The sequence below is a fragment of the Acidimicrobiales bacterium genome (assembly GCA_036378675.1).
Lineage (GTDB): Bacteria > Actinomycetota > Acidimicrobiia > Acidimicrobiales > Palsa-688 > DASUWA01.
This window is the reverse complement of record DASUWA010000047.1, coordinates 51,491-70,623: the sequence shown is the minus strand read 5'-3', so window position 1 is coordinate 70,623 and position 19,133 is coordinate 51,491. Positions and strand designations below refer to the sequence as shown.

The 19,133-nt window shown below is 65.4% G+C and carries 19 protein-coding genes; 12 read left to right on the top strand and 7 right to left on the bottom strand.

The window, feature by feature from the left end:
• Nucleotides 1–70: 70 nt before the first annotated feature.
• Together VFZ97_15620 and VFZ97_15615 are read right to left on the bottom strand one after the other, a co-directional pair.
• Nucleotides 71–1,537 carry a DHA2 family efflux MFS transporter permease subunit gene (locus VFZ97_15620; protein ID HEX6394864.1) on the bottom strand — a complete coding sequence of 489 codons (1,467 nt, stop codon included), beginning with the start codon at nt 1,535–1,537 and terminating at the stop codon, nt 71–73.
• An 87-nt stretch (nt 1,538–1,624) separates the two neighbouring features.
• Nucleotides 1,625–2,191: a TetR/AcrR family transcriptional regulator gene (locus VFZ97_15615; GenBank protein ID HEX6394863.1), complete on the bottom strand. Its 567-nt coding sequence runs from the start codon at nt 2,189–2,191 to the stop codon at nt 1,625–1,627.
• An 80-nt stretch (nt 2,192–2,271) separates the two neighbouring features.
• Here VFZ97_15615 and VFZ97_15610 point away from each other — a divergent pair, with 80 nt between their 5' ends.
• The gene (locus tag VFZ97_15610; GenBank protein ID HEX6394862.1) at nt 2,272–3,522 is read left to right on the top strand and encodes a CoA transferase; all 1,251 of its coding nucleotides are present in this window, start codon (nt 2,272–2,274) and stop codon (nt 3,520–3,522) included.
• Between the two features lie 10 nt (nt 3,523–3,532).
• Nucleotides 3,533–3,991: a nuclear transport factor 2 family protein gene (locus VFZ97_15605; protein HEX6394861.1), complete on the top strand. Its 459-nt coding sequence runs from the start codon at nt 3,533–3,535 to the stop codon at nt 3,989–3,991.
• Nucleotides 3,992–3,998: 7 nt separating this feature from the next.
• Here the strand turns inward: VFZ97_15605 and VFZ97_15600 are convergent, their stop codons facing one another.
• Nucleotides 3,999–5,462: an amidohydrolase family protein gene (locus VFZ97_15600; GenBank protein HEX6394860.1), complete on the bottom strand. Its 1,464-nt coding sequence runs from the start codon at nt 5,460–5,462 to the stop codon at nt 3,999–4,001.
• Between the two features lie 70 nt (nt 5,463–5,532).
• Between VFZ97_15600 and VFZ97_15595 the strand changes: the two genes are divergently transcribed.
• The 5 genes from VFZ97_15595 to VFZ97_15575 are packed head-to-tail and all read left to right on the top strand — an operon-like array spanning nt 5,533 to nt 9,719.
• On the top strand, nt 5,533–6,570 hold the full coding sequence (locus VFZ97_15595) for an enoyl-CoA hydratase/isomerase family protein (protein HEX6394859.1): 1,038 nt from the start codon (nt 5,533–5,535) through the stop codon (nt 6,568–6,570).
• A gap of 4 nt (nt 6,571–6,574) precedes the next feature.
• A complete protein-coding gene (locus tag VFZ97_15590) occupies nt 6,575–6,865 on the top strand; it encodes an EthD family reductase (GenBank protein HEX6394858.1) in 291 nt (96 codons plus the stop codon).
• Between the two features lie 50 nt (nt 6,866–6,915).
• Nucleotides 6,916–7,677: an SDR family oxidoreductase gene (locus tag VFZ97_15585; GenBank protein HEX6394857.1), complete on the top strand. Its 762-nt coding sequence runs from the start codon at nt 6,916–6,918 to the stop codon at nt 7,675–7,677.
• Nucleotides 7,678–7,703: 26 nt separating this feature from the next.
• The gene (locus tag VFZ97_15580; protein HEX6394856.1) at nt 7,704–8,474 is read left to right on the top strand and encodes an SDR family oxidoreductase; all 771 of its coding nucleotides are present in this window, start codon (nt 7,704–7,706) and stop codon (nt 8,472–8,474) included.
• Between the two features lie 42 nt (nt 8,475–8,516).
• Entirely contained in the window at nt 8,517–9,719 is a 1,203-nt protein-coding gene (locus VFZ97_15575; protein HEX6394855.1) for an acyl-CoA dehydrogenase family protein, read from the top strand.
• Between the two features lie 4 nt (nt 9,720–9,723).
• Here the strand turns inward: VFZ97_15575 and VFZ97_15570 are convergent, their stop codons facing one another.
• A complete protein-coding gene (locus tag VFZ97_15570) occupies nt 9,724–10,635 on the bottom strand; it encodes an enoyl-CoA hydratase-related protein (protein ID HEX6394854.1) in 912 nt (303 codons plus the stop codon).
• Nucleotides 10,636–10,746: 111 nt separating this feature from the next.
• On the opposite strand from VFZ97_15570, the gene VFZ97_15565 reads away from it, so the two are divergent.
• Entirely contained in the window at nt 10,747–11,892 is a 1,146-nt protein-coding gene (locus tag VFZ97_15565) for an NDMA-dependent alcohol dehydrogenase (GenBank protein HEX6394853.1), read from the top strand.
• Here VFZ97_15565 and VFZ97_15560 read toward each other — a convergent pair.
• The 3 genes from VFZ97_15560 to VFZ97_15550 all read right to left on the bottom strand — a co-directional run bounded on the left by VFZ97_15560 (nt 11,882) and on the right by VFZ97_15550 (nt 15,558).
• Nucleotides 11,882–12,901, bottom strand: coding sequence for a DUF2889 domain-containing protein (locus tag VFZ97_15560; protein HEX6394852.1), 1,020 nt, complete (start codon nt 12,899–12,901; stop codon nt 11,882–11,884). The two genes, VFZ97_15565 and VFZ97_15560, sit on opposite strands and share 11 nt — an antisense overlap.
• 4 nt (nt 12,902–12,905) lie before the next feature.
• Nucleotides 12,906–14,153, bottom strand: a complete 1,248-nt coding sequence (locus tag VFZ97_15555; protein ID HEX6394851.1) for an ABC transporter substrate-binding protein — start codon at nt 14,151–14,153, stop codon at nt 12,906–12,908.
• Nucleotides 14,154–14,340: 187 nt separating this feature from the next.
• On the bottom strand, nt 14,341–15,558 hold the full coding sequence (locus VFZ97_15550) for a YbhN family protein (protein ID HEX6394850.1): 1,218 nt from the start codon (nt 15,556–15,558) through the stop codon (nt 14,341–14,343).
• Nucleotides 15,559–15,768: 210 nt separating this feature from the next.
• Here VFZ97_15550 and VFZ97_15545 point away from each other — a divergent pair, with 210 nt between their 5' ends.
• From VFZ97_15545 to VFZ97_15530, 4 genes are all read left to right on the top strand, one after another.
• Nucleotides 15,769–16,581 (top strand): acyl-CoA thioesterase, encoded by an 813-nt coding sequence (locus VFZ97_15545; protein ID HEX6394849.1) that lies wholly within the window; start codon nt 15,769–15,771, stop codon nt 16,579–16,581.
• A 32-nt stretch (nt 16,582–16,613) separates the two neighbouring features.
• Complete coding sequence (locus tag VFZ97_15540; GenBank protein HEX6394848.1) at nt 16,614–18,239, top strand: AMP-binding protein; 1,626 nt, start codon at nt 16,614–16,616, stop codon at nt 18,237–18,239.
• Nucleotides 18,240–18,358: 119 nt separating this feature from the next.
• Nucleotides 18,359–18,718 carry a DUF488 family protein gene (locus VFZ97_15535; GenBank protein ID HEX6394847.1) on the top strand — a complete coding sequence of 120 codons (360 nt, stop codon included), beginning with the start codon at nt 18,359–18,361 and terminating at the stop codon, nt 18,716–18,718.
• Nucleotides 18,719–18,740: 22 nt separating this feature from the next.
• Nucleotides 18,741–19,112, top strand: a complete 372-nt coding sequence (locus VFZ97_15530) for a VOC family protein (protein ID HEX6394846.1) — start codon at nt 18,741–18,743, stop codon at nt 19,110–19,112.
• The last annotated feature ends 21 nt before the right edge of the window (nt 19,113–19,133 follow it).

Here is a 19,133-nt window from a genome sequence, read left to right as displayed (position 1 = left end):
ACGGCTCTGACAAGGGGGCGCCGCATCTCCCGGCGCCCCCCAACGAACGTGATCGTCGCGCCTGGACCGATCAGACGAGTTCGAGCTCGCGACCAACATACGGCGCGTCGTGGAACTGTGGCGCATCCGGAACCATAAGGGTCTCCGAAACATCAACGCCGTCCGCGCTGCGCCGCCGAGGGATGGCGAGAGCGGCCACGACCGCGACCGCCAGGATCGCGGTGCCTACCAGCAGGGCGGGAAGGAGGCCCTGGACGAATGCGTGGCCACTCGAATAGCCGCCGCTACCCGAAAACACCGACGCCAGCACTGCGATGCCCAGCACTCCGCCGAGTTCGCGGATCGCGTTGTTAGTTCCCGAAGCGATCCCCTCATCCGCGGCCGAGACCGACTCGAGAACGGTCCCCGCCATCGGGGCGAAGAACATCCCCATGCCGACCCCGCTCATCACGAACGCCGGCACCAGGTCTGCATAAGGCACAGCTGCGGACAGAACCGCAGCGATCCAGGCGAGGCCGGCAGCCTGAAGAGCCAGGCCGACAGCCAACACGGAGCGGCCGCCGATTCGCTGCGTGACGATCCCAGCGACGGGCGCCACTATGGCCGGCATTGCAGTCCAGGGAAGCGTCTTCACGCCGGCCGAGAGCGGCGACGCCCCCTGCACGACCTGAAGAAACTGGGCGAGCAGGAAGATAGAGCCGAACATGCCGAACGACATCAGCAGCGACGCGAGGTTCGAAGAGGTGAACGAGCGGCTTCGGAACAGCCCGAGCGGAAGCATCGGATGATCCGTCCGGCGCTCCCAGGCGACGAACGCCCCCACCATCGCCGCGCCGCCGGCTAGCGCGATGAGTACCTCAGACGAGGTCCAGCCGACGCTGGTGCTCCGCACGAGAGCAAGCACGATCCCGAGCAGTCCCGCGCTTGCGAACGCCACGCCCGGCAAGTCGAGCGGCTTCCTCGGGCCCCAACTCTCATCGATCTTCGTGGCGGCCAGCGGCAGCAGCGCCAAACCGATCGGGACGTTTACCCAGAAGATCCACTGCCAGGACGCGCCCTCGACGATCGCTCCACCGATCAGCGGACCGACCGCGACCGCGAGGCCTCCGACCGCGCCCCACGCGCCGAGCGCCAACCCGCGCCGCTCGGGGGGCACGGCGGATGCCAGCAACGTGAGGGTGAGGGGTGTCAACACTGCGGCGCCCACCCCCTGGATCGCTCTCGCGGTCACCAACGCGCCGACACCGGGTGCCAGCGCTGCGCCGGCCGATGCGACCGTGAAAACTGCGAGCCCGGCGATGAAAAGTCGCCGGCGTCCGAAGCGGTCCCCGAGAGCCGCGCCGGTGAGGAGAAGTACTGCGAAGGTGAGCGTGTAGGCGCTCACCGTCCACTCGAGGCTCCCAAGGGAAGCGTGGAGGTGGGACCGGATCGAAGGAAGGGCCGTGGTCACGACCAGGTTGTCGAGTGCGGTCATGAACAGAGCGGCCGAAGTGATCACAAAGGTCCATCCGGTCCGTGAAAGTCCTGGCTTGGTCATTGCATTCTCCCTGTCCTGCTTGGCTCGAAAGCGGCTTGGTTGTGATTAGTCACTAACTTCTCTGGTCAAAAAAAGAGGAGGTCGGCGTCAGGCGGACGACGCCTCGAACTGCTCGGTCATCGGCGAGGTCAGGTCCCTGGCCCACGACTGGTCCAGGCCCTCAAGGCCTAGGGCAGCGACGACATTGCAGAGCATCCCCATTGCCAGCCAGGAGCGCAGGTCGTCGGGTCCCAGGCGGGAACGAGCAGCCGCGGTCTCCCAGACCCGGCGCATGCCGGCCTGCGCCGCCCGGCGGATGTCGGCGTCCTCCGCGGACGCGGTGAACGCGTGCAGCTCAACCTTGAGTATCGCGGGGTCCTGGATCAGCTCCGAATACGCCATCCCCATAGCGTGAAGGGCTTCCTCCCCCGTGAGATCACCGGCTGCCTCCTCGAACGCGGCCACCGTCCGGTCGAAGCAGCGGTCGACCACCGCTATGAACAGCTCCTTCTTGGAGCCGAACAGCCGGAAAATGTAGGGCTGCGAGATTCCGGCCAGGCGAGCTATGTCCTCCGTCGAGGTGCCCTCGTACCCCGAGGCTGCGAAGGACCTCGCCGCGGCGCCGAGTACCGCTTGGCGTCGCTCCTCTGCGCTCATGCGGATTCCCGTGGCCATGGCACCACCTTAGTGAGTCATCACTAATTTGTCGAGTGACCTTGGTCAAACCGAAGTCCCAGAAACAAGACTGGACGAAGATGCCCGAACCCCGAGCTGGCGCAGTTGGCGAAGACCAGGCCGCTATCTGGAACGCAACTCGGGCTTGGGCCCGCTCCGGAGTCATGGCCCTGTGCGGGCACCGAACCGAACCTCCGGTGCTGCCACCCTTGTCGGTTCCATCACGCCTCCGCCAGGTCGTCGCGGACATCGAGCGACTGACCGCCGAACGGGGCAGGCCGGTGCGGGTCTGCTGGGAGGCTGCTCTCGCGGGAAGGGCCGCCCTGCTGGGCCTCACCCGCCAGGGCAGGATGTCCGCCAACGGGACTTGCCGCCTTCTCGATTCACCGGATGGCCATATTGCTTTGAGCCTGGCGCGCCCGGACGATCTCGACTTGATTCCAGCGCTCACTTCGGCACCGGTCCCCGGCGACCCTTGGGATGCGGTCGCCCAATTGGCCTCTCGCACACCCGCGGCCGAGTTCGTGCAACGGGCGCGCCTGCTGGGACTCGCCGTTGCGGCTCTGGGGGAACGAGCCGCCCGCCGCCCGTATCTCACGACCCAAGCAGGCGACATAGGAGTCTTCGCGCCGGGGCAACCCTGGACAGTCGTCGACCTGTCAAGCCTCTGGGCGGGGCCTCTCGCCGCCAGGTTGCTCGCCGAGGCGGGAGCCCGAGTAGTGAAGGTCGAGGATCCCATGCGGCCCGACGGCGCGCGCCAGAATCCGTCCTTCTACTCGTGGATCCACGACGGATCCGAGTCGAGCGTTCATGTCGATTTCGGATCCGGCGCCGGCCGGAGGGAGCTGGCGGAGATCCTGCGCGCCGCGACGGTGGTGATCGAGGCGTCCAGACCACGGGCCCTCGAACAGCTCGGCCTGTCGCCGGAGCAGCGAGGCCTGCAACCGGGCCAGGTCTGGGTCAGCATCACCGGCCACGGGAGAACCGGGCCGGGCAGGGACTGGATCGGGTTCGGCGATGACGCTGCCATCGCGGGCGGCCTTCACTGCCGCGACTCGGCCGGCAAAGCCGTCTTTTGTGGCGATGCGATTGCCGATCCGATCACCGGTCTGGTGTCGGTGCTCGCGGTTCTCCGTTCCCTCGAGCAGGGAGGAGGCAACATCGTCGACGTGTCCCTGAGCGGTGTCGCGTCCTGGATACGTGGCGTACCGGGCTCGGCGGTCGCGCCGATCGTCGAGCGTGTCGCGAGCGGCTGGGTCGTCCGCCTCGGAAGCCAGGAAGCACCCGTGGCTGAATCCCCGCCGCGAATGCGTTTCGTCGAGACGCTTTAGCGTTGAGCGCATGTCTAGCGAAGCCGCCATTTGCAACCTTCTCTATCGCTACGCGGAGCTGATCGATTCGGGAAGGTTCGACGACATCGCGACCGAGCTGTTCGCTCACGCCCGGCTCGTCGTGGGACCCCGGGACACGGGGGCGCTCGACGCGCAGCAGATGCTGGAGATCTTCAAGAAGACGACCATCCGCTACGAGGACGGGACGCCCCACACCAAGCACGTCATCACCAACCCGATCGTCGAGGTGGACGAAGATTCCGGCACGGCCAGCTGCCGCTCCTACTACACGGTGTTCCAACAGACCGAAACGTTGCCGCTGCAGCCGATCGTGTGCGGCCGATACCACGACCGGTTCGAAAGGGTCGACGGGCGATGGCGATTCGCCGAGCGGGACTACACCATGGTCGACCTCGTCGGGGACGTTTCCCAGCACCTGACCTACCAGCTCCGGCAGCCGGCCACCTGATATCCGTTCAGTCCGCGGCGAAGGCGACCTCCCCTTTGATGACGGTCACTCGCACATCGACGGGATCCTGACCATCGAGCGCTTCTGGGAGGATCGTTCCGAGGAGGACGAGATCACCGCGCTGTCCAGGTGACACCTCGCGCGGGACCGCGGGCGACAACGCATCTCCCAGCCACAGCCCTAGCGCGCTGCTCCACTCGAGGAGTTCGCGACCGTTGAGAGTGCTTCCGGAACGCGTCTGTCTACGAATCGACGATCGCACCGCCAGCCACGGATCGGGTGAGCCGAAAGGCGCGTCCGTACCTGCCGCCAGCGGTACGCCGGCTGCGATGAGCGAACGTGCTCTCCACAGGTCCTGCAGTTCCCCGCCCTCCACCTCGGAGAGATAATCGTCCCCGCGTTCGTACACGAAGTTGGGCTGGGTGACAACCGTCAGCCCCTGGTCGGCGATGAGCGGCAGGAAGCCGTCGGGAATCACCGCTCCGTGCTCTATGCGATCGCTTTCGCGTTCCGATTCCGTTTGCGCTGGCGGCTGGCCGGCGCAACATTCGAACGCGCTCACTGCCAGGGTTAGTTGCGACGTCGTGACGCAATGCACCGCCACCGCGCGCTGCCGGCGGTGCGCGTCCGACACAACACCCGAAAGCCATTCGAGCGTTGGGAGCGTCATATCGTCCAGCAGCACTTTGACGGGTCCGGGCCTACCGCCGATTTGGTCTTCGGGTTCCGCATCCAGGGGCTGCATCAGATGGAGCCGCTGCCTGATCGAACCGCTGGCAGACGCTTCGAACAACAAAGCGGTCTCGGTTTCGTCGCGGTGTGGCGTAGCGTCGGTCCATCCGGTCACCCCTCGCGCCGCCGCGATTCTGCTCAGCGCAACGACGGCCGACCTGAACCAATCGGATCGGCGGACCACCCTGTCCCCGGTCTGAGAGGACCTCGCCAGCCGATCGGCAAGCCAGTCATCCATCCGCCAGAGCCGTCCGCTGGCCCGGCCGTCCGCCGAACGCTCGATGCCTGCGGACAAGTCGTCTTCGGCGCCAACCAGTTCCAAGGCGGGTGAGTTGAGCATCCAGAGGATCCCGCTGCGGTGCTGCACCCGAACCGGTCGGTCCGGCGCGAGCCCGTCGAGGATGTCGCGATCGAGGGATCCGGCCACGGACTCGTGGTAGCCCACCGCCCGGACCCAACCGTCAGGACCTGTTCCGGCTTCGCGCAAGGCGGCGCCGAGATCTGGTTCTCCGCTTAGGACCGACGGTCCGACGAATACGGATTCTGTCGACGCCGCCCACGCCCTCAGGTGAATGTGATGGTCGTGAAGCCCCGGGATCAAAGCCCCGCCCCCCGCGTCGATCTCCTCGTCCCCGCTCTGTCTCGCGACGGTGCGGGCGACGTCGGTGATCCGGTCTCCGTCTACTCGGACGTCACACGTCGTGCCCCGCACGGTCGCCCCACGGATGATCAACCCCACCGCACGAGGTTCTCACACTCGACGCGGGCCGCGGTTTCCGTGTACCCGCGCCGGTAACCTCGCCGGGGTGGTGGCGCTCCTGTCCCTCGCAGACGCGGTCGAGCTGCTCGAAGGAGTTCGCCGCGGTCACCTTGACCTCGATCGCCTCCCTACCTACCCGATGTTGGTCGTCGACCTCGACAGCGGCGATCAACGGCTCGCAGAAAGAGTCGTTCCCGAAACCGGCTGGCCGATCGTCATCGTCGGCGTCGGCTCCGCGTCATCTACGCCCCCCGCCCGTGCGGATGTCCTGCTGACCGAATCATCCGATCCGCCGGCTCCTTGGGTTCTGGTCACCGAGGGCATAGACAAGGCGCTACTGGATCTACAGCACACGCTCGCAGGGTGCCCGCAAGCGGGTGCGACGCTCGTCCAAGTGCTCCGATCGAACGAGAACGCCACCGTCGGCACGGCGCTGGCAATCGAATCGCTTGCCTACGCGACCCTTCAAGGGGGTGACGAGCACCGTGCCTGGCTGGAAGGGCTCAACCGACCATCGCCCGACCTGGATGACGCACCCTCGGTTGTACTCGAACGCGAGGGGTCGCTGTTGCACGTAACCCTCGACAGGCCGTCGCGCCGCAACGCGTACAGCTCCAAGATGCGCGACGAACTGATCGAGGCCCTGAAGCTCGCCGCCGCCGACGAATCGATCAGTCGGGTCGACTTGAGAGGCAACGGTCCCAACTTCTGCAGCGGGGGGGATCTGGCCGAGTTCGGAACGGTCACCGACACCGCATCCGCCCACTGGATACGGATGCAGAGAAGCGCAGGCTGGTGGCTCCACCACGTAGGCGCGAAGACAGCGGTGCGTGTTCACGGTGGGTGCGTCGGCGCGGGAGTCGAGCTCCCCGGGTTCGCGGCGAGCGTCGAAGCGGCCGCCGGCGCGACGTTCGCTCTCCCCGAGGTGAAGATGGGTTTGATTCCCGGTGCCGGCGGAACCGCGAGCGTCCCCCGCCGCATCGGCCGTCAAAGGACCGCGTGGCTGGCACTCACCGGACGTACGCTCGACGCCGAGACCGCGCTCGGCTGGGGACTGGTTGACCGGTTGTCGCGTGGTGCAGACTGAACGCATGATCCGTCTAAGCGTGTTCTACCCCGCCTCCGAGGGCGCCAAGTTCGACCACGACTACTACAGAGACAAGCACGTTCCGCTGTGCACGAAGACATGGAACCTCGACAGCGCGGAGATCGACCGCGGGATCGACGGGCCCTACGTGGCGGCGGTCCATTTCAGGTTCGCCTCGCCCGAGGCGCTCCAGGCCGCCATGGGCTCAGAAGGCACCGGCGCGATTCTCGCTGACGTGGCCAACTACACTGACATCGCGCCCGTCCTCCAGACCAGCGAAATCGTCGACCGCTAGTCCAAGCTTCGCAGCGCCGCTCCCCTGGCTCGCACTGATTGTCGGATGATGTGACGATCCTCGACATGTTCCGCCTCGACGGCAAGGTTGCGATCGTGACCGGAGCGTCGTCAGGCCTCGGCGTCGCGTTCGCAGTCGCACTGGCCGAAGCCGGCGCGGACGTCGCTCTCGGAGCACGCCGCGTCGACCGGCTCAAGGAGACCGCAAACGAAGTACAGGCCCGCGGCCGGCGGGCGATCTCGGTAGGCACCGACGTGTCCTCGCCCGATGACTGCCAGAAGCTGGTTCAGGCGACTCTGAGCGAGTTCGGGCGGGTGGACATCCTGGTCAACAACGCCGGGATCGGCACCGCTTACCCCGCCACCCGCGAGTCAGCGGACCAGTTCCGCGAGGTGATCGACATCAACCTCAACGGTTGCTATTGGATGGCTCAGGCTTGCGGAAGGGTGATGAAGCCGGGGAGCTCCATCGTCAACATCTCGAGCGTCCTCGGTCTGACTAGCGCGGGCCTTCCCCAAGCCGCATATTCGGCGAGCAAGGCCGGATTGATCGGGCTAACCCGCGACCTGGCGCAGCAGTGGACGGGTCGCAAGGGGATCCGGGTGAATGCCCTCGCCCCGGGATTCTTCGAATCGGAGATGACCGACCAGTACCCGGAGGGATACCTCGACTCGCAGATGCCTCGGGTGCTCGTGGGCCGGCCGGGGGACCCCCGGGAGCTCGCAGCCGCCTTGATCTTCCTCGTCAGCGACGCGGGCGCGTACGTAACAGGCGCGGTACTTCCGGTCGAAGGCGGCCTGCTCACCAGCTAACGACCGAGATATCTGCAAGGAGGCTCGTGGACAAGTCGCGGTTCGACTCACTCTTCGATTTGAACGGTCGCGCTGCGATCGTCACCGGCGGGACTAGGGGGATCGGGAGGGCCATCGCTGAGGGCCTCGTGCTTGCCGGCGCGTCGGTCGCTGTGGCCAGCCGCAAGGCTGAGGCATGCAAAGAGACCGAGACGCATCTTCAGTCGATCGGCGGAGACGCGATCGGTGTGCCGACCCACATGGGAGATCTCGAGCAGCTGTCCGGGCTGGTGTCGGCAACGGCTGACCGCTTTGGTCGCATCGACATCGTCGTGAACAACGCCGCGAACGCTCTCGCCTTGCCCGTAGGAGAGTTCACAGCTGCTGCCTGGTCCAAGTCCTTCGACGTCAACCTACGAGGACCGGTGTTCCTCGTTCAGGAGGCCCTCCCCTATCTCAAGTCGTCGGGGAAGGGCTCTGTGATCAACGTGATCTCGGTGGGAGCCTTTCTGTTCTCGCAGAGCGAAGCGATGTACTCAGCCGGCAAGGCAGGGCTGATGTCGTTCACGCGCACCATGGCCGCTGCGTATGCCCCGCACGGGATACGGGTAAACGCACTCGCACCGGGCACCACGGACACGGACATGGTGCGCAACACCGGTCCCGAGTCGGTCGAGGCGATGACCGTGGCCAGCCACTTGAGGCGCCTCGCCGAACCAGACGAGATGGTCGGGCCCGCGCTCCTGCTGGCATCCGACGCCGGGAGCTATATGACTGGACAGGTCTTGATAGCGGACGGCGGTCTGGCGCCTCACTGACACGAATCGAACCTCCGCCGGCAGCTGTCGTAGATTTCAAGCGTGGCCACCACCGAAATCGCTGCTTCCGACGAGCTGTTGGTAGACGGGAGGGTTCGGGAGCTCCTCGCTTCTCATCCGCCTTCTTCGACCCCGGAGCGCGACTTCCTCGGCGCTCAATTCGACGCTGGGTTGGCGTGGGTTCACTTCCCCGCGGGCCACGGCGGTCTGGGCATGTCGCGCAAGCTTCAACCCCGCGTCGGCGATCAGCTGAGGCGTGCCGGCGCGCCCAACCTCGCGCCCCGCAACGCGATCGGCTACGGCATGGCCGCTCCAACGATTGTCACCTTGGGGACCGACGAGCAGAAGAAGCGTTACCTGCGGCCGCTTTTCACGTGCGATGAGATCTGGTGCCAGCTGTTCTCCGAGCCGGGAGCAGGGTCCGACGTCGCGAGCCTCTCGACCCGCGCCATTCGCGACGGCGATGAATGGATCCTGAACGGCCAGAAGGTCTGGACCACCCTCGCCCACACGTCTGCTTACGGAATGGTCCTGGCCCGGACCGATCCCGAAGCGGAGAAGCACAAGGGATTGACCTACTTCGTGGTCGACATGCGCGCTCCGGGTGTCGAGGTGAGGCCACTCCGTCAGATGACCGGCGACGCCGAGTTCAACGAGGTGTATTTCACGGATGTGCGGGTCCCCGACACCGAGAGGTTGGGCCCGATCGGCGAGGGGTGGCGCGGTGCGATCGTCACCTTGATGAACGAGCGTGTCTCGATTGGCGGTGGGATGCCCGCGAGGGGAGGGGGGGCCATATCTGCCGCCCTTCGAACCTGGGAAAGGCTCCCGGCGAGCCGGCAGTCTCCAGTCCTTCGGGACAAACTGGCGAAGCTGTGGATCGAGTCCGAGGTGCTCCGGCTCAACAACATGCGCGCGGCCGCCAAATCGGTCATGGGAACGCCCGGGCCGGAAGGATCGATCGGCAAGCTCGGAGGCGCCGAGTTCAACAAGAGGGTCTACGAGTTCTGCGAGAACCTGCTCGGCGCCGAAGGAATGCTGTACGGCTCGTACGAGATGCGCCGGCCCGAGGGTGCGATGGAAGCTCGGTCAACGCAGCAGATGTTCCTTCGTAGCCGGGCGAATTCGATCGAGGGCGGGACTTCAGAGGTGATGCGTAACATCCTCGGCGAGAGGGTGCTCGGTCTCCCGGGAGACGTACGCGTCGACAAAGGAGTCCCTTGGTCGCAGGTCCCCCGGAACTGACCGGTTAATCCGCCGCCGGAGCCGACGGTTGCTTGTCGGCAGTGCGGTAGTCGCCGAAGGGTGCGTCGCGCTTGGTCAGCGCGTCGGTGAGACCTTTTTGCATGTCTCCGATGAAAGCCCTCATCGACTTCTGGTGGGTGCCGAGGGCGCAGAGCTCGGTCCCGACCCTGATCCCCGTGCGCATGCCCATGACTTCCATCTGGCGGTGAACGACCCTCTTGTTGATCTGCACTATGTCCGGCGGAAGCTTGGCGATCCGCGAGGCGACATCGATGACGCCCTCGTCCAGATCCTCGACCGGGAACGCTGCGTTCGCCCAGCCGAGCCGTACCGCCTCCACCCCGCTCATCGAATCGCCCGTAAGCATGGCTTCCATCGCCTTGCGCATGCCGATCGTCCAGGGGTGGAAGTGCATGTCGGGAACGCCGAATCGCACCGCCGGATACCCGATCTGGGCGTCCTCGGCCACGTAGATCAGGTCGCAACCCGAAGCCAGCTCGCTCCCGCCGGCGAGGCAGTAACCGTGCACCTGGGCGATGACCGGCTTGGCCAGATCCCAGATGCTCATCCACCCCTCGGTCACGTGGCGGGGCCACTGCCCGTCGCCACCCGGGGTGAAGAACGGCATTTCAAGTCCCTCGTTGCCTCCGCCCAGGTCGTAACCGGCCGAAAAGCTCTTGCCTGCCCCGCGGATGATGCTCACCCGGACCGCGTCGTCCTCATCCGCTTCTCTGAGCGCTTCGAGGATCTCCCCCCTGAGCGGGTGAAAGAGAGCATTCCGCTTCTCTGGACGGTTCAGGGTTATCCGGCGGACGCCGGGGGCGGGATCGTCGACCAGGATGACCGAGTAAGGCATGGGACCCTCCGTGCGGGCAAGAAGAGGTAGGTAGAAGAACGTTCTACTACGCCGGGTCACGCGCCGCCCATCCGAGTCGCCCGTCGCGATGGAGAGGTGTAAGTTCGCACCCGACGATCATCTGTTATCGGGCCGGCGCGCAGCGCGGCGAAACATCAGGGGGAAACTGAGATGAAGAGCAAGGCGGCCATCCTCTGGGAAACCAACTCGAAGTGGAGCGTCGAGGAGATCGAGCTTGACGCTCCCAAGCCGGGCGAGGTTCTGGTGAAGCTCGCCGCCTCCGGCCTGTGCCACTCGGACGAGCACTTGGTGACCGGCGACATGGTGCTCGACCAGGCGACAGCTGATGCGCTCGGCCTCAAGCAGCTCCCGATCATCGGCGGTCACGAAGGGGCCGGGGAGGTAGTCGAGGTAGGTGCCAACGTCACCACGCTCGCGCCTGGCGACCATGTGGTGCTGAGCTTCATTCCCGCGTGTGGCCGTTGCCCCTCGTGTGCGATGGGTCAGCAGCACCTCTGCGACCTCGGTGCGTTTTTGCTGGCCGGGCGTCAAGTCACCGACTTCACCTCTCGGCACCACGCCGGCGACGGGACCGACCTCGGCGTCATGTGCTGCGTCGGTACGTTCGAGCCCTACACGGTCGTGAGCGAAGCGAGCTGTGTCAAGATCGAGCCTCACATCCCCCTGGAAAAGGCGGCTCTGGTCGGCTGCGGCGTGACGACCGGCTGGGGGACAGCTGTCAACGCAGCGGACGTGCGTTCCGGTGAGACCGTCGTCGTCGTCGGGCTCGGCGGCATCGGAATGAACGCGGTGCAAGGCGCGCGTCTAGCCGGCGCCGACAGGATCGTGGCCGTCGATCCGCTGGAGTCCAAGCGGGATCGGGCGGGAGCCTTTGGGGCGACCCACACCGCCTCGTCGATGGAGGAGGCAACTGCGCTTGTCGGCGAGCTCACCAGGGGTGCCATGGCCGACAAGGCGATGCTTACGGTCGGGGTGGCCTACGGAGATCTGGTCGCGCCATTGATGAACTTGGTCAAGAAGGCCGGGCGGGCGGTTGTGACCGCGGTTGCCCCCGTAGCTCAGACCGACGTGAAACTGGACCTGTTCATGATGGCGATGATGCGCAAGGAACTCGTCGGATGCATATTCGGGAACGCCAACCCGCGCCGCGACATACCGCGGATCCTCGACTTGTACGGCCAGGGCAGGCTCATGCTCGACGAGCTGGTGACCAATACCTACTCGCTGGAAGACATCAACCAGGGCTACGAAGACATGCGCAACGGAACCAACATTCGGGGCGTCGTCACCTTCTGATCCTGCCTCCGGCATCGACCACCGAAACCAGATAGGAAAGAGCGGCCAGAGCGCGCAGCGAGTCGTTGAGATGTGTGCAGGTGCTCGTCCCCACGAAGGTCTGGCGCACCCGCTCCCGAAGGTCGTGAGGCTTGGTCCCGGTCAGCCGTGCGGCGCTTTCGGCTGCCGCGGGGCATTCGACCCAGGGGAGAACCCCGATATCGGCGCGGCAAGACAGGAACGTAAGCGATTCCGGTTCCAGCTCTGCCGTGACAAGGTACTCATGAACGACCCTTTCGACACCCTCACCGTCTAACTGTGTGTCCCGGAAGAACTCCTCCACCATCACAGAGCCGGTCCCGCCGCGGGCGTCTGCGTCTCGCCATACGTCGATGCGCCGCCGCCGGCGGGTGGAGTGAGGGGTCATCTCTTCGACCGGGTGCCAGGCGAGTGAGTCTCCATCCGAGGACTGCAAGCCTGGCGCGATCGGACCGGTGACACTCGGCAGATGCCCGAGTCGCTCCCCTTCAACCAGGAAGGACCCTCCGGTTGCCCATCCGGCGCAGATGTCAGCCTTGCTCGAAATGTCTATGGATCCTCGGGGCGGGTGCACGCCGGCGCCGGCCATCGCCACCCCGGATACCAGCACAGCCGTTGGCAGATCGTCCAGCAGCTGAACCCGGAGCGATCCCGATTCCTCGTCCGCTGGCATCGCCTCGTCGATCGCCCTGCGGAAACCGGACGACACCTTGACGCCGGCCAGCTTGTCCAAGAGAGGCGCCGGGGGGTCGACGGTTATCGATCGCAAGGACCGATCCTCGATGAACGCGACCACAGCTTCGACTCCGGCTTCACCGACGATCTCGTGATGGCGTCCAGCGCCCGTCCAGATGTCACGGGCGTGAGCCGCGACGTGCACGTTTCCGAACAGTCCGTCCGGCCGAAGGCAGGTATGGCTGGTCGTGCGCCGCACCGATCCGGGGCGCCGCGCGGGAGTCCCCGTGTGGGGCGCGTGCGGCCCGTGCTTCAACGTCTCACGATGCCGGGGAGACCGTCAGCCCGGGGATGAGGGTCCCGCAGATCGGGTCCGCACCGGGCACCAGCTGGAAGGAGTTGCCGGAGAGCTTGGTCACCCACTGGCAGTTCGTCATTCCCGAGGAGGCGCGGTTATTGATGTCGATGTGGTGAGTGCCTACCAGGCCCATCGCGTCCCAGTCATGGACTTTTGAGAGGGCAGCGATGAGCGACGCCTGAGTCGGATGCGAGCCGGCCGCGTTGACCCCTTTGACGAAGAGGGCAACCGAGAGATAGCCGTTGTACTCCGCGTATGTCGGCTCGTCCGTCACACCAACCGACTGAAGGTCGCTTTGGAACTGCTGAGTCGCCGCGGTGTGCATCTCCACGGGCTCGTAGGTCAGCGTGAAGTAGACGTTCTGCGCCTCTTGAAGAGCGCCTGGACCGGCTTGGAGCAAGTCACCGCCGTAACCGGTAGGCAGGAGAGCGACCTTGAGGTTCGCACCGGCCTGTCGCAAGGCCGTGATCAAGGCGAAGGATGTGTTCGGATCCACGGTCGCGGTGAATCCGTCAACGCCTTTGCTCTTCATTTGCAGAGCTTCGGGAGCAACATTGGTGCTCCCGAACGGGAACGCCGCGTTCACATAGCCGACCTTCAGGCCGAGGTATTGCGCGGATTTCGCGGCGGCCTGAGCCGCCTCGGATGATGACGGCGAGATGCTGTAGCCGAGCGCGCCGACGGTGGTAACTCCCTGGTTCTTGAAGAACTGACCGGTCGTCGTGGAGACGACCTCGGTGTGGACCGCGCCGTACACGCCGAACATGTTCGTGCTGGTTTGCCACTCCGTCCCGTCCTCGGCGGCTCCGATCACCGGGATGTTGTGCTGGGTCAGGTAGGGGGCAGCGGCAAAGCCAAGGGCAGAGTGGAGAACGACGGCGAACACGTGGTTCTGCTGAACCAGCTTCTGAGCTGCCGACAGTGCGCCACCTGGCGAAGTGGCGGTGTCCGCAACTACGTAGTTGATGTTGTAACCCTCGCGCTTCGCGAGGACCCTGCCCGCTTCGATGCCTTGCACGATGGTTTTGTTGCCTGACGCTGCCGGCCCGGTTAGGTCAGTGAGAACCCCGATGGTGTAGGTGTGCCCGGTGTTCCCTCCACCGGCGCTGGCATTGCCGGCGGTTCCCGACTTGGACGTGCTGCCGCAAGCCCCTGCGACCATCATCGCTGCAGCCACCACTGCCAGCAGCTTCCCCTTGGCCTGAACCATCGTCGCGATTCCCCCCGTTTTGATTGGTATGAAGGCGCGCCCATCTGGACTATCCACACAAAAAGGAACTTCTACCCGAGTGCGGACCCAGCGCAAATGGCGTTTTCCGCAGGGGCGGACGTTAGCACCCATCGATGAGCTTCGCCGCGCAGCTATGCGCCTTTCTTCAGAAAACGCGAGAGCAGAATCAGGCGACGAGACTGCCAGGCTTCGCCGACGATTCCTCGTCGGATTCCGGGCACCCCCGGCAGGGCTCCGGTCGGAGTATCCGCTCCGGCCCGACGGGGGTGAGCTCGGTACCAGGTTCGTCGCCGTGAGCGTGCGTGGCCCACGGATGGGGACTCCGGCGTAGGCCGTTGCGATGGGCGATCTCGAGCCCGAACCACACGGCCCACCCGATCGGCACCAGTCCCCAGAAGCTCACGATGCGGTAGAGCAGCACGACGGCGACCGCCGAGGTCGACGGGGTTCCGTAGGCGACGAGAAGCGCTGCCATCGACGCCTCGACCACTCCAAGCCCGCCAGGTGTCACCGGCAGGCTCGCGGAAATCTGCGTGAAGCCGTAGATGACGAGTACATCCCGCCATGGAACCGAGATGTGCAACGCCTCGATTACCGCGACCAGCGCGGCAGCGTCGTAGAGCCAATTGGCGAGCGCCAGTGCGAAGGCTTCCGCCCAACCGGGCAACCCCGGACGAACCAGGCCAAGGCTGTCCACCGTCCGGCGGGTGAGCCGGCCGATCGCACGAACCGGTCTCAAATGCGATGAAACCGCCACCCAGGTTTCACCAAAGAACTCGTTCACTTTTTGGCTGTGACGCGCCGCCTCAAAGGCGATCGCTACGAGAATGGGGATTGCGGCGAGAACCGCGGCGAGCCATCGCAGATGAGCAAACGGACCCGAGTTGCCGGCGATCCACGCGCCCGCAGCAACGATCACGAAGACGGCGAAGCTCGATAGAGCTCCAGCAACCACGATTACCCACCCGGCCAGGACCCGGTTGGCGCCTCTTCTGCGCAACTGACCGAACGCCCAAGTGGCCGACCAGGCCGGACCGCCGGGCAGGGAGGTGGACATCGCGTTGCCCGCCAAGGCGATTTCGATCATCGAGAGCAACGGCACCTGCACGCCCCCAGCCCGGAGGAGCCAGCGCTGAAGCCGGGCGAATACCACGAAGGAAACGATCTCGGCAGCAATCGCTACAAGAAGCCAGCCGACCCGTATTTGCGAGAGCATCGAGCCCGCACTGGACAACTGGGACCGATGATCGTAAGCCGCCCAAGCCGCGCCCCCGAGCGCCGCCACGGTCACGCCCTGCCGGAGAACCACCTTCCACCGGGGGCGGGCTCCTCCGGAGGCAACTCCGACCGCCGCCGCGGCCTCAACGCCCTCGGTAACCGTCAACACACCTTCTAGAACGTTTCACGGACCCGAAAATCATCCCGCCCACCTTGGAGCCTCGACTGTCAATGCTTGTACGGTACCGAGGCCGGTTGCGACGGTACGAGGCTTTTCAGCCGAACGAAGGGCATCGGCGGACCACGAGTGGAGACGGCTAGCTCGGGACGGTCAAATGTCGTTGGTCCATGAGAGTGCCGTTAACATCCCCCGGCCGTGGATGCCCGGACCTTTCTCGGACTGGAGAGCACTCACAACCCCTATCGCTGGTTGCTGCCGGTCACGCCCGGCGTCTGCACACCGGGGGGCTTCCTGTTCGGAGGCTGCGGGCTAGGAGCTGCGATCGCTGCTCTCGAAGGCACCACCGGTCGACCGGTGATATGGGCGACGGCGCAGTACCTCTCGTACGCCCGACCGCCGGAGGTGCTCGACCTCGACGTGATAGTCGCCGTCGCAGGCCATCAGGTCACCCAGGCAAGGGCCGTCGGGCACGTGGCCGACCGTGAAGTAATCACGGTCAACGCGGCCCTCGGCCGACGCGAGATCCCGTACGAGGGGACCTGGGCGACCATGCCCGAAGTGGCCCCGCCGGACCAGTGCAGCCAGAGAGAGATGCGCTTCAGCACCGAGGGGGACACCCTCCCCGATCGGCTGGACATCCGCCTCGCCATAGGCAGGACCCTCGCAGAGCTACCCGGCCCAGGCATGCCCGGCGGGCGCTCTGCGCTGTGGGCGAAGATGCCGGACGTACTCGACCTGTCGTCGGCGTCCCTCGCGATACTCGGCGACTACGTGCCCTTCGGTATCGGCCAAGCGCTCGGCGTCCGAGCCGGCGGCAACAGCCTGGACAACACCCTCCGGGTGGGAAGCCTGGTTCCTGCAGACTGGGTCCTCCTTGACATCGGAGTGCACCAAGTGGCTAACGGTTTCGGTTACGGAGATGTCCATCTCTGGTCCGAGAAGGGCGTTCTCTTGGGAACCGCGAGCCAGTCCACCATCGTCCGGACATGGCGGGAAATGCCCGGCTAGGCGCCACCGGTCACGCCGCGTAGTCTTCGATCGTGGGGGTTTCGTCCTGGGGACTTAGAGAAATCCCCGAAGACCAGCGCCGCCGATACCGGTCAGAGCGATGGTGGTCCGGAGAGACACTCGGATCGCACCTCGCGGGGCGCCTGGCCGCCAACCGGAACCTTCCCTTCGTGGCGCACTCGGCAACCCGTCCGTGGCGGGGAACCTTCGGCGATGTGCTCGACCTCTCCCGTCGTGTAGCGGGCGGACTCGAACGAAGAGGGGTGCAAGCGGGGGACGTTGTCTCGTTCCAAACGCCCAACTGGATCGAAGGGGCAGCAACCTTCTACGGAGCAACGATGCTGGGCGCAGTCGTCGCTCCGATCGTCCACATCTACGGCGTTCACGAGCTTTCCTACATCCTTGAACAATGTGAGCCGCGGGTACACGTGACTGCGTCCGGGTTCGGTCACCAGAACTACCTGGCCAACCTCGGGTCGCTCCCGGACCTGCGCATGGACGTCTTCGTGGTAGGCGACGATCGACCACAAGGTTCCCTTTCCTTCGACGAGATCGCGTCTGCCCCGCCCGTTGCCGGTCCCTGGGCCGGCGACCCGTCATCGCCCGCGCTCGTCGGCTGGACCTCGGGGACCACTTCGAGGCCAAAAGGGGTGGTCCACTCACACGAGACCGTCCTGGCCGAGATCATGCAGCTGAGCGAAGGGGCCCCACCAGACCCAAGGCCGACCCTCCTAGCCAACCCGATCAGCCACGCCATCGGGATGCTCGGCGGGCTTCTCGGACCCCTCGAGAGGGGTAGACCCGTTCACCTCCTTGATCAGTGGGATCCCGCCAGGGTGCTCGACCTGCTCCTCAACGACGATCTCAGCTCAGGTGGCGGCGCTCCTTACTTCCTGGTCAGCCTTTTGGACCATCCCTCGTGCACCGAGGAGCACGTGAGGCACCTTGCCTATCAGGGAATGGGCGGCGCGCCGGTTCCAAGAGCCGTCACCGAACGGGCCACTGCCTTGGGGATCACGGTGTGGCGGTCCTACGGCTCCACCGAGCACCCGTCGATCACGGGTTGCCGGTACTCCGACCCGCTCGAGAAACGTCTCAACACGGATGGGGCGCCGATGCCCGGGAACGAGATACGGCTGGAAGATCCAGAGGGTAAGCCGGTCGGGGTGGGCGAATCCGGCGAGATCCTCTCGCGAGGACCAGAGCTGTTCGTCGGTTACACCGATCCGGCGCTCACCGCCAAAGTGTTCGAGCCCGACGGCTGGTACCGCACCGGGGATATAGCCGTCATGGACGCGGACGGTTATATCGCGATAACCGACCGCGTCTCCGACGTGATCATTCGGGGAGGCGAGAACATAAGTGCGGCTGAGGTCGAAGAGCTCCTGTTGAGGATCCGGGGCGTGGCTGAGGTCGCGGTCGTCGCCGCCCCCGACCTGCGAATGGGCGAGCACGCGGCTGCCGTCCTGCGAATGTTGCCCGACCACCCGCTTCCCACGATGACCGACGTGCAGGCGCACCTGGAGCGCAGCGGGCTAGCCAGGCAGAAGTGGCCCGAGGACCTCATCGGCGTACCGGAGTTCCCGCGCACCCCTTCAGGCAAGATCCAGAAGTTCCGGCTGCGGGAGCAGGTGCGCACCAGCTCGCACATCCATTAGCGGTCAAGACGATTCGATCGTCCCCTCCTCCGGTTAAAGGGGTCCCATCCGCGTTGCAATGGGGTAGAAATTGAGTAAGGACCGATGGGCTGCGCGCCGCAAACCGTTAACAGGTAAAGGTGCCGAGCTTCGCAGTTCAGGTGCGGCGTGTGTACGAACCCGCGAAGCGCGGTGATGGCACTCGGGTACTCGTTGACAGACTGTGGCCTCGCGGGATCAGCAAGGACGAAGCTGGGCTTGACGAGTGGTGCAAGCAGGCGGCGCCATCGACCGAGCTTCGCAAGTGGTACGGGCACGATCCGAAGCAGTTCAACGAATTCCGGCGGCGCTACCGGGTCGAACTTCGGCATGGAGAGGCGGGAGAGGCTGTGGAGCACCTGCGACAGCTAGCCAACCGGCGGACTCTGACCTTGCTGACCGCGACCAAGGAGGTCGACATCAGCGGGACGTCTGTCCTGGCCGAGGTGATAAGAGGGTAGAACAGCCCTTTACAGTGGCACTGTGAAGATCACTGCGCTGGATCACATCGTCCTGAACACGGCCGACACCGCGCGATCACTCCGCTGGTACACGGACGTTCTGGGACTCGAAGGAGAGCGGGTGGAGGAATGGCGGAAGGGCGAAGCCCCATTCCCGTCGGTTCGCATCGGGCCAGACACGATAATCGATCTTTTCCAGGTCGAGCGCACCGGCGAGAACATGAACCACGTCTGCTTGGTCGTGCCTTCCGAAGACTGGGAAGCGATGCTGGCCGCGGGCGTCATCCCGGTCGAGAGCGGACCGACCAAGGTGTTTGGGGCTAGGGGCCTCGGCGAGTCTGTATATACGCGAGACCCAGACGGAAATCTGGTCGAACTGCGCCGCTACCTCTAGCGCTTGCCACGAACGTAACTG